Below are 8,686 nucleotides of genomic sequence, written 5' to 3'. Positions count from 1 at the left end.
CGGCCGCGGCCGAGCGGCGGGGCCAGCCGGACGGCGACGACGACCTGGGGTGGCTGGCCACCCTGCGCGCCGGGCTGGCCGAGGCCCGCGCCGACCGCGCGGTACGCGCCGCCCTGCTGCTCGTCCCGGCGGTGACCGCGATCTGGGGCGGCCTCGACGAGTACGCCGGCCTGCTGGCGCGGGACACCGGCGTCGCGGACGCGGCGGTGCCGCTGCTGCTCCTGCTGCTGTGGGCCGGGATGACCGCCGGCGGCCTGCTCGCCCCGGCGGGGGAGCGGCTCACCACCCGCGGGTACGCCGGCCTGCTGGTGCTCGCCGCGTCGGCGCTGGCGGCGGGTGCCCTGGTCGGCCGCCCGGCGGGCTTCCTGCTGCTCGCGGTCGCCTTCGCCGCGTTCCAACTCGCCACGGTGCTCGCGGACGTGCGCCTGCAGGCCCGGATCACCGGTCCGAGCCGGGCGACGGTCACCTCGGTGGCCGGGGTGGCGACGGACCTGACCATCATCGCGTTCTACGGCGGGTACGCCGTGGTGGCCGGGGCGGCCGGCAACGCGGTGGCCTTCGCGCTGGCCGCCCTGCCGTATCTGGCGGTGGCGGGCCGGCTGGTCTGCTCCCGCCCCTCGCGAGCCCGGCCGGCGGCTGGCAAATCGGTGGTTACCGGGTGAAGCCGTCTCATCCTGACTACCGTATGGGCGGAGGCGATGCCGGTGACGATGGAAGCAGAGCGCACCCTGGGCGCGGAGGAGCTCACCGAGCTGGGCGAGCTCGCCGCCCAGCTCCGGGTGGACGCGATCCGCTGCAGCACCAAAGCCGGGTCGGGGCACCCGACCTCCAGCCTGTCCGCCGCCGATCTGCTCGCGGTGCTGATCTCCCGGCACCTGCGGTACCAGTGGACGGACCCGCACTGTCGCGCCAACGACCACCTGATCTTCTCCAAGGGCCACGCCTCGCCGCTGCTGTACGCGGTCTTCAAGGCGGCGGGTGCGATCACCGACCAGGAGCTGATCGAGACCTACCGCCAGTTCGGGTCGCGCCTGCAGGGGCACCCCACGCCGGTCCTGCCCTGGGTCGACGTGGCCACCGGCTCGCTCGGTCAGGGCCTGCCCGTCGGGGTGGGGATCGCGCTCGCCGCCGGCACCTCGACCACCTGCCGTTCCACGTGTGGGCGCTGTGCGGGGACAGCGAGATGGCCGAGGGTTCCATCTGGGAGGCGCTGGACAAGGCCGGCCACTACGGGCTGCGCAACCTGACCGCGATCGTCGACATCAACCGGTTCGGGCAGCGCGGCCCGACCGAGCTGGAATGGGACCTGGACACCTACCGCCGCCGGGTCGAGGCGTTCGGCTGCCAGGCGCTGGTGGTCGACGGTCACGACCTGGTCGCGATCGACGAGGCGTTCGGCCGGGCCCGGCAGGCCACCGGCCCCACGGTGGTGCTCGCCCGGACGGTCAAGGGCAAGGGGGTGCCGGAGGTCGAGAACCAGCCGGGATGGCACGGCAAGCCGCTGAAGCCGGAGCTCGCCGAGCGCGCCGTCGCCGCGCTCGGCGGCGTGCGTCAGATCCGCGTCGCGACGCCGCGGCCCGAGCCCGTCCCGGCCGCCGCCGCCCCGACCGGCGAGCCGCCCACCATGCCGCGGTACGACAAGGGGGCGATGGTGGCCACCCGGAACGCGTACGGCGACGCGCTGCGCGCGCTGGGTTCACGGCCGGACGTGGTGGCCCTGGACGGCGAGGTCAGCGACTCCACCCGCGCCGACAAGTTCGCCGAGGCGTACCCCGACCGGTTCTTCGAGATGTTCATCTCCGAGCAGCAACTGGTCGCCGCCGCGGTCGGGCTCCAGGTACGCGGCTACCGGCCGTTCGCCGCGACCTTCGCGGCGTTCCTCTCCCGCGCCTACGACTTCATCCGGATGGCCGGCGTCTCCCAGGCCGACATCGCCCTGTCCGGGTCCCACTCGGGCGTGGAGATCGGAGCGGACGGCCCGTCGCAGATGGGGCTGGAGGACCTGGCGGCCCTGCGCGCCGTGCAGGGGTCGACGGTGCTGTATCCCAGCGACGCGGTGTCCTGTGCCGCCCTCGTCGCCCAGATGGTCGACCGCAAGGGGGTCAACTACCTGCGCACCACCCGAGGCAAGTACCCGGTCCTCTACGACAACGAGGACGCCTTCCCGGTGGGCGGCAGCAAGCTGCTCCGCGGCGGCGACGACGACGACATCACGCTGATCGGCGCCGGGGTGACGGTGCACAACTGCCTCGCCGCCGCCGACGAGTTGGCGCGCGAGGGGATCAAGGCCCGGGTCATCGACCTGTACTCGGTCAAGCCGCTGGACCGGGACCGGTTGCTCGACGCCGTCCGGGCCACCGGCGGTCGGCTGCTGGTGGTCGAGGACCACTATCCGGAGGGCGGCCTGGGGTCGGCGGTCCTCGAGTCCCTGGCCGACATCCCCGAGCCGGTGCGGGTGACGCACCTGGCGGTGCGCGGCCTACCCACCTCCGGCACCCCGACCCAACTGATGGAACAGGCCGGGATCGGGGTGCGCGCCATCGTCGCGGCGGCGCGCGCCGCGGAGGCCCCGGGCCGCTGACGCGGCGGGCGCCGTTTCACCCCCGGGTGCGCGGGTAGACGCAGCATTCGCGGCAGGAGGGGGTCCGAGGTGAAGTACGCGGAGTTCATCCAGTCGGTGGCGACGCGACCGACGATGTCACCGACGCTGGCCGAGCCGATCACCCGTGCCACGCTCGCGACGCTGGCGGAGCGGCTCAGTGGCGGCCAGGCACGGGATCTCGCCGCGCAGCTTCCCGAGGAGTTGCGGGGCGACCTACGCAAACCCGACGAGAACGCCGAACCGTTCGAGCTCCCCGAATTCTTCGAGCGGGTGCAGCAACGCGCCGCGGTGGATCTCCAGACGGCGAACGCCGGGGTGTGCGCCGTGCTGGACACGCTGCGGGACGCGGTCAGCGCGAAGGAGTACGAGGACTCCGTCGCCCAGTTGCCGAAGGAGTTCTGGCAGCTGACGAGCCCGCCGACGACCCGGCTCGAACCACGCCGGGTGGGCACGTAGGCCCAGGCCGGGTCACCCTTGCAGCCGGATCTCGGCGGGCTCGCGGTCGCTGCGCAGCCCCTTCCAGGAGGGGTGGCGCAACCGGCGGTCGGGGGTCCAGGACCGGAAGGCGACGTCCCCGACCAGGACCGGTCGACCCAGATGGCGTGGCGGGCGTGTTCGCGTGGCACCGGCGAGGCGAACGGCGGGTCCGGGCGGCGCAGCGGCTCCAGACGGTGCTCCAGATCGCGCAGCACGGTCTGGGTGAAGCCGGTGCCGACGTGGCCGATGTAGGTCAACCTGTCCCGCTCGTCGTACATGCCGAGCAGCAGGGAGCCGATGGTGCCGGCCCGCCGACCGGCGCCGGGTTTGTAGCCGCCCACGATGACCTCGACGGTGTCGTTGAGTGGCACCTTGACCCACGCCGGCGAGCGGCGCCCGGGCTCGTACGACGAGCCGAGCTGCTTGGCCACGACCCCTTCCAGGCCGAGGTCGGCCGCCGCGGTGGACAGGTCCCGGCCGGCGTCGCCGGTCCAGTGCGGCGGCGTGTCGACGCTCTGCCCGCTGAGCCCCAGCTCCTGCAGCGCCGTGCGACGTTCGGCGTACGGCAGGCGGGTGAGGTCCCGACCGTCGAGGTGCAGCAGGTCGAACAGGTACAGCCGGACCGGCGTGGCGGAGACCAGCGCGGCGCTCGGCGCGCGGACGTGCATCCGGTGTTGCAGTGCCGAGAAGCTGGGCCGGCCCTTGGCGTCGAGCGCCACGATCTCCCCGTCGAGCACCGCCCGCCGCCCGGGCAGCAGCTGGGCGAGTTCGTCCAGCTCCGGGTACGCCCGGGTGACGTCGCGGTCGTTGCGGCTGAGCAGGCGTACCCCGTCGTCGACGTAGGCGATCGCGCGCACGCCGTCCCACTTGAACTCGTACGCCCAGCCGGGCCCGCTGGGCAGCGCGCCACTGGACGCCAGCATCGGCGGCACGAGATCCGGCATCCTGGCACCCACGCCTCGATCATGACCAACCGCGGGCGGGGAAACGCCGCTTTCCGGGCATTCCCCTCCTGCGCGGGCGGCTCGAACGCGGGGGGCCGCTCGTTTGCGGCCGGTGGCCGCGGGTAGCCACGCTGTCTCCGGGACGGGAAGGACGAAGCATGGCTGAGCTGGAGTTCTTCGAGAAGGTGGCCGCCCGGGCGGGCGTTCCGCCGGAGACGGCGCAATCCCTGACCGAGGCCACCCTGCGGACCCTCGCCGAGCGGATCAGCGGCGGCCAGGCGGCGGACCTGGCCGACCACGTGGCGCACGAGCTGCGCCCGTTCGTGGCCAGGGCCCGCCCCGAGGAGCCGCAGACCTTCGCGTACGACGAGTTCCTGCGCCGGGTGGCGGCGCGCGCGGGGGTGGCGGACGACGTCGCCGAGCGAGGCGCCCGGGCCGTCCTGCAGACCCTGCACCGGGTGGTCGGACACAAGGAGTTCGAGGAGACGATGTCGGAGCTGCCCGCCAAGATCCAGGCCCTGGCCCAGCCCGTGCCCCGCGGGGCCTGACCCGGACGCACGTCCTCCGGCCGGCGCGCGGCGTGACTGCGACCGGCAAGACTCCGCTCGGGGCAGGGTGACGCCCCCGGGCCGAGCGCCGGATCGACGCCCGGCCGGGCACGTCAAGCCCGGTGCGTCATCGCCGCGGGCGGAAGTAGTTCTTGATCGCGTACGCGGTGACCTGCGCACCGATCTTTGCGCCCTCGACGTCGGCGGTGCGGGTGTGGATGCCGCCCCAGATGCGGGCCTCGATGACCTCGGCGGTGGCCTGCGAGAAGCTGCCGAAGTACCGGGTGGTGCCCGAGGTTTCGCTGAACGCGCTGAACGGGATGTCGTCCCGGCCGAAGAAGTGCCTCAGCGCCGACATGCTCGCCGCGGTGAAGCAGGTGTGCCCGGAGGTGAAGTCCGGGTGCGGCGGCGTGACGAGGAGCGGCATCCAGTGCGGATCGGCCTCGGTGGACGGGTTGCCGTCGGTGTCGGCCAGCTGTATCGCGGTGACCGGCCGCCAGGACGTCCAGGCGCCCTTCTCGTTGTAGCAGGCGGTCGTGGCGTCGGCCTCGGCGAGGTCGACCAGCGCGAACATCCGCGCCGTCTGCAGGGTGTTCAGCCGCTGGGTCGTGGCGAGCTGGCGCTTGATCTCCCACTCGCCCAGGTGCCGGTCGTGCCACCAGATCGCGGCGTGCGTCTGGTCCACGGTGCGGATGGTGCTGTTGACCGCGCCGATCGCCTTGACCTCGCTGAAGTCGCGGCCGTACTGGTCGCTGGCGAGCGCCGGCGGGCCGGACGAGCGGAACATCGACGCGCTGGGGATGAGGAACGGCTTGAGGTTCCCCACCCAGGCGCCGTCGTTGGCGTTGGTCGGCGGGGTGGGCCGCCACTGGCCGGGCTCGGTGCCGACCGGCCAGAGCGGGTCGCCGAACGCCCCGTCGTGCTGCCGGGCGCTGATCATCGCGGCGGCGGTCCGGCCGCCCACGTAGATCCCGCGTTGCTTCGCGATGCCGTTGCGGACCGTGGCCAGCCACTCGTCGTACTGCGTCTGCAGCCGCGCCTGCTGGTCCGGGAACAAGGAGCTGAGCACCCGGAAGGCCGCGGTTCCGACCGCCGCGTCCACCGACTCCCTGCCGTTGGTGGGCGGCGCGATCAGGTACGGCTGGTAAGGCCGTCCAGCGATGGCGTTGACCGCGTCGTAGACGGCCCCGTGCACCATCGCGAAGCTGCGCGCCTGGACCTGCGGCTGCTGGCCCGCCACCTCCCAGATCGCGGTTTGCGCGTTACGGTCCCAGACAATGACGGCATTGGCGGGTGTGTTGTCGGCTGCGGATGCGGGGGAGGTGGCCGCGACCGGCGATGCGACGGCGAGGATACCGGCGACGGCCGCGCAGACGACCTTTCGGCGGAGGCGAACCTGACGTGTCATGATGCACCCCTTACGGGCAATCCGGCGGGTGATTGCTCCATTGACGTGAGTGGCTGCAATGGGCAACCTACCGTGCCGCCCACGCATGCCATACCGGCCGAAGGGACTGCGCGACTCCACTTCGGACGATGGACGCCGGATCGAGTCAGGCGGGCCAGGGGATCGCCAGGGGATCTCGTGGTACGTGACCGACGAGAAGATGCAGATGAGAGTTGCCGCCCGCGCAGCGGGCCGTTCCACAACGAATCCAGCGTTGAGCTGGCAGGTGGGTGCCGCCGCCGACGGTGCGCTGGGCGGTGCTCATCGGGCCGCCTCCGGCGACTCCAGGAGCTCCTTGAGGACGGCGAGCCGCTCCCGCCAGTACGCCTTGAGCCGGTGCGCCTCCTGCGTCGTCACCACATGCTCCCTGTGAGCACCGGGAGGGAGGTGAGGCGCAGGGCTGCGCCGAGCAAGGCCTACGCCCTCGACCGCCGCGTGGCGGAGGTCAGCTCACCGGCCGGGTTCGCCGGTCTGCTCCCACATCGACTTCATCTCGTCGAACGCCTGCTCCATGATCCGCACCATGGCCTCCCGGGCCCGCTCGCCGTCCCGCCGCTGGATGGCCTGGGCGACGTCGGCGTGCAGTTGCAGGGCCTGCTCGTGGGGGTAGTGCGGCATCAGGTGGTAGTGATGCCGGCCGGTGAGCACCTCGGCGACGAGTTCCTGCAGCTTCGCGAACATCTCGTTGCCGGAGGCGACCAGCACCCGCCGGTGGAACTCGATGTCCAGGCTGAGGAAGCGTCCCTCGTCGCCGGCCTTCCCGGCGGCCCACATCTTGGCCGCGAGCCCGACCAGCTCGCTCGCCTCGTCGTGGCCGACCCGGCCGGCGGCCAGCCAGGCGGCGTGCGGCTCGATCGCGGTCCGCAGCTCGGTGATCGAGCGGAGCTGCCCCATCCGGCCCGCGGAGGCGAGGCGCCAGCGGATCACCTGCGGATCGAAGACGTTCCACGCCTCGGCCGGTCGGATCATGACCCCGACCCGACGCCGGGTCTCGACGAATCCCATGGACGCGAGCACCCGCAGAACCTCGCGGATCACCGAGCGGGAGACCGCGTACCGCTCGACCAGGTCGTCGATGTTGAGGACGGAGCCGGCGGCCACCTCGCCGCCGCAGATGGCGGTGCCGAGGTGGTCGAGTACGCGGGCGTGCAGCCCGGCCTCGGCAGGGGCGTGCTGGGCGGGTGCGACCCCTGGAGAGGACTGATCCACGCTTCGGAGCATATCAGTTAGAGATCACCTCTTGAATAAGTCGGCTTTTTGGGCCTAGCATCCCGTCGTTAAGCGGACGTTACAACGAAGTGGCGCTCCTCCCCCGGGTGGCGGCCACGACAGAAGGAGATGGACGTGCGGCGTCGATCGATATTCGGTACTTCTCTGGCTGTGGTTGCCGCCATGGGCCTGTCCGCCTGCGGCGGCGGTGGCGACGACAGCGCAGCGTCCAAGACAGTCCGGGTGACCCTGGCCAACCACGTCTGGACGGAGAACATCAAGCAGGCCCTGCCCGAGTTCGAGAAGCAGACCGGGCTCAAGGTCGAGATCACCCAGCTCGGCGAGGACCAGCTCTCCGACCAGTACAACGTGAAGCTGAACGCCGGCTCGTCCGACATCGACGTGATGATGTACCGCCCCCTCCAGGAGGGGAAGCTGTTCGCCAAGAACAAGTACCTCGCCGACCTGTCGGAGCAGGTGAAGTCCAACAAGGACTGGGACTTCGCCGACTTCCAGGCCGGACCGGTGGAGGCCACCTCGTACGAGGGCAAGCCGGTCGGCGTCCCGATCATCACCGAGCAGGAGGTCCTCTACTACCGCAAGGACCTGCTCGCCAAGGCCGGCCTGAGCGCCCCGCCGAAGACCCTCGACGAGCTCAAGGCCGCCGCCGCCAAGATCCAGGCCGCCCAGCCGGGCGTCGCGGGCTTCGTCGCCCGGACCGGCAAGTCGCCGGCCGTCACCCAGTTCTCCAGCTTCCTCTACAGCTTCGGCGGTGACTTCGTCGACGGCAGCGGCAAGGCCACCGTCAGCAGCGACGCCGCCAAGCAGGCGTACGCCTACTACGGCGGGCTGATCAAGGATCACGGCCCGGCCAATGTCAGCACCGACATGAGCTGGCCCGAGGCGATGGCCATCTTCACCCAGGGCAAGGCGGCCTTCTACACCGAGGCCGACTCGCTCTACAAGAACGCCACCGACCCGGCCAAGTCCAAGGTGGCCGACACCGTCGGCTTCGCGCCGTTCCCGGCCGGCCCGGCCGGCTCGAAGCCGTACAACGTCCCGTCCTGGGCGCTGGGCGTCAACGACAGCTCGGAGAACAAGGGCAACGCCTGGAAGTTCATCGAGTGGGCCACCGGCAAGCAGCAGACGCTCGCCCAGCAGAAGTCCGGCGTGCCGAGTGCCCGTACCTCCGTCTGGGCTAACCCGGAGGGCACCGCGACCTACCCGAAGGACCTGGTCGAGGCCATCGCCGCCAGCACCAAGGAGGGCGTGGGCCACGACCGGCCGCTGGTCGTGAAGGTCGCCGAGGCCCGCGAGATCGTCGGTCAGCCGATCGTCGACGCGATCGCCGGCAAGGACGCCGCGGCCGCAGCCGACACGGCGAACACCGCGTTCCAGAAGTTCCTGGACGACGAGGCCAAGTAAGCCGCGCGCGGGTGGTGGGGCCGGTCGGCCCCAC

At 71.9% G+C, this 8,686-nt stretch carries 7 protein-coding genes and 2 pseudogenes; 6 read left to right on the top strand and 3 right to left on the bottom strand.

All coding sequences use genetic code 11. From position 1 onward, the window contains the following. The 4 genes and pseudogenes from JNW87_RS30460 to JNW87_RS30450 all read left to right on the top strand — a co-directional run. A pseudogene (locus JNW87_RS30460) lies at positions 1–662 on the top strand (MFS transporter); the annotation flags it as partial. A 48-nt stretch (positions 663–710) separates the two neighbouring features. Beyond that, positions 711–1,247 carry a hypothetical protein gene (locus tag JNW87_RS39930; RefSeq protein ID WP_255544537.1) on the top strand — a complete coding sequence of 179 codons (537 nt, stop codon included), beginning with the start codon at positions 711–713 and terminating at the stop codon, positions 1,245–1,247. Further along, positions 1,184–2,581: a transketolase gene (locus tag JNW87_RS30455; RefSeq protein WP_255544536.1), complete on the top strand. Its 1,398-nt coding sequence runs from the start codon at positions 1,184–1,186 to the stop codon at positions 2,579–2,581. The genes JNW87_RS39930 and JNW87_RS30455 overlap by 64 nt, the downstream gene beginning before the upstream one ends. A 114-nt stretch (positions 2,582–2,695) precedes the next feature. Then, positions 2,696–3,058, top strand: coding sequence for a DUF2267 domain-containing protein (locus tag JNW87_RS30450; RefSeq protein WP_109800572.1), 363 nt, complete (start codon positions 2,696–2,698; stop codon positions 3,056–3,058). Between the two features lie 12 nt (positions 3,059–3,070). On the opposite strand, the pseudogene ligD reads toward JNW87_RS30450, so the two are convergent. Continuing rightward, positions 3,071–4,002, bottom strand: a pseudogene (ligD, locus tag JNW87_RS30445) (non-homologous end-joining DNA ligase). A gap of 179 nt (positions 4,003–4,181) precedes the next feature. Here ligD and JNW87_RS30440 point away from each other — a divergent pair. Then, on the top strand, positions 4,182–4,571 hold the full coding sequence (locus JNW87_RS30440; protein ID WP_109800568.1) for a DUF2267 domain-containing protein: 390 nt from the start codon (positions 4,182–4,184) through the stop codon (positions 4,569–4,571). A 127-nt stretch (positions 4,572–4,698) separates the two neighbouring features. Here JNW87_RS30440 and JNW87_RS30435 read toward each other — a convergent pair whose 3' ends face one another. Then, entirely contained in the window at positions 4,699–5,979 is a 1,281-nt protein-coding gene (locus tag JNW87_RS30435) for a vanadium-dependent haloperoxidase (protein WP_109800569.1), read from the bottom strand. A gap of 489 nt (positions 5,980–6,468) precedes the next feature. Continuing rightward, positions 6,469–7,227: a FadR/GntR family transcriptional regulator gene (locus JNW87_RS30430; protein WP_236647351.1), complete on the bottom strand. Its 759-nt coding sequence runs from the start codon at positions 7,225–7,227 to the stop codon at positions 6,469–6,471. Positions 7,228–7,410: 183 nt separating this feature from the next. Here JNW87_RS30430 and JNW87_RS30425 point away from each other — a divergent pair, with 183 nt between their 5' ends. Then, positions 7,411–8,652, top strand: coding sequence for a sugar ABC transporter substrate-binding protein (locus tag JNW87_RS30425; protein ID WP_236647352.1), 1,242 nt, complete (start codon positions 7,411–7,413; stop codon positions 8,650–8,652). Positions 8,653–8,686 lie beyond the last annotated feature (34 nt).

This window comes from Micromonospora sp. ATA51, from assembly GCF_016802855.1.
Classification (GTDB): domain Bacteria; phylum Actinomycetota; class Actinomycetes; order Mycobacteriales; family Micromonosporaceae; genus Micromonospora; species Micromonospora sicca.
This window is presented reverse-complemented; position numbering and strand designations above follow the sequence as displayed.

What these genes read in the sequence shown, in the direction of transcription:
- JNW87_RS30425 (WP_236647352.1), top strand. Translation starts at nt 7,411, where the DNA reads ATGGGCCTGTCCGCCTGCGGCGGCGGTGGCGACGACAGCGCAGCGTCC.
- JNW87_RS30455 (WP_255544536.1), top strand. Translation starts at nt 1,184, where the DNA reads ATGGCCGAGGGTTCCATCTGGGAGGCGCTGGACAAGGCCGGCCACTAC.
- JNW87_RS39930 (WP_255544537.1), top strand. Translation starts at nt 711, where the DNA reads ATGGAAGCAGAGCGCACCCTGGGCGCGGAGGAGCTCACCGAGCTGGGC.
- JNW87_RS30435 (WP_109800569.1), bottom strand. Translation starts at nt 5,979, where the DNA reads ATGACACGTCAGGTTCGCCTCCGCCGAAAGGTCGTCTGCGCGGCCGTC.
- JNW87_RS30450 (WP_109800572.1), top strand. Translation starts at nt 2,696, where the DNA reads ATGTCACCGACGCTGGCCGAGCCGATCACCCGTGCCACGCTCGCGACG.
- JNW87_RS30440 (WP_109800568.1), top strand. Translation starts at nt 4,182, where the DNA reads ATGGCTGAGCTGGAGTTCTTCGAGAAGGTGGCCGCCCGGGCGGGCGTT.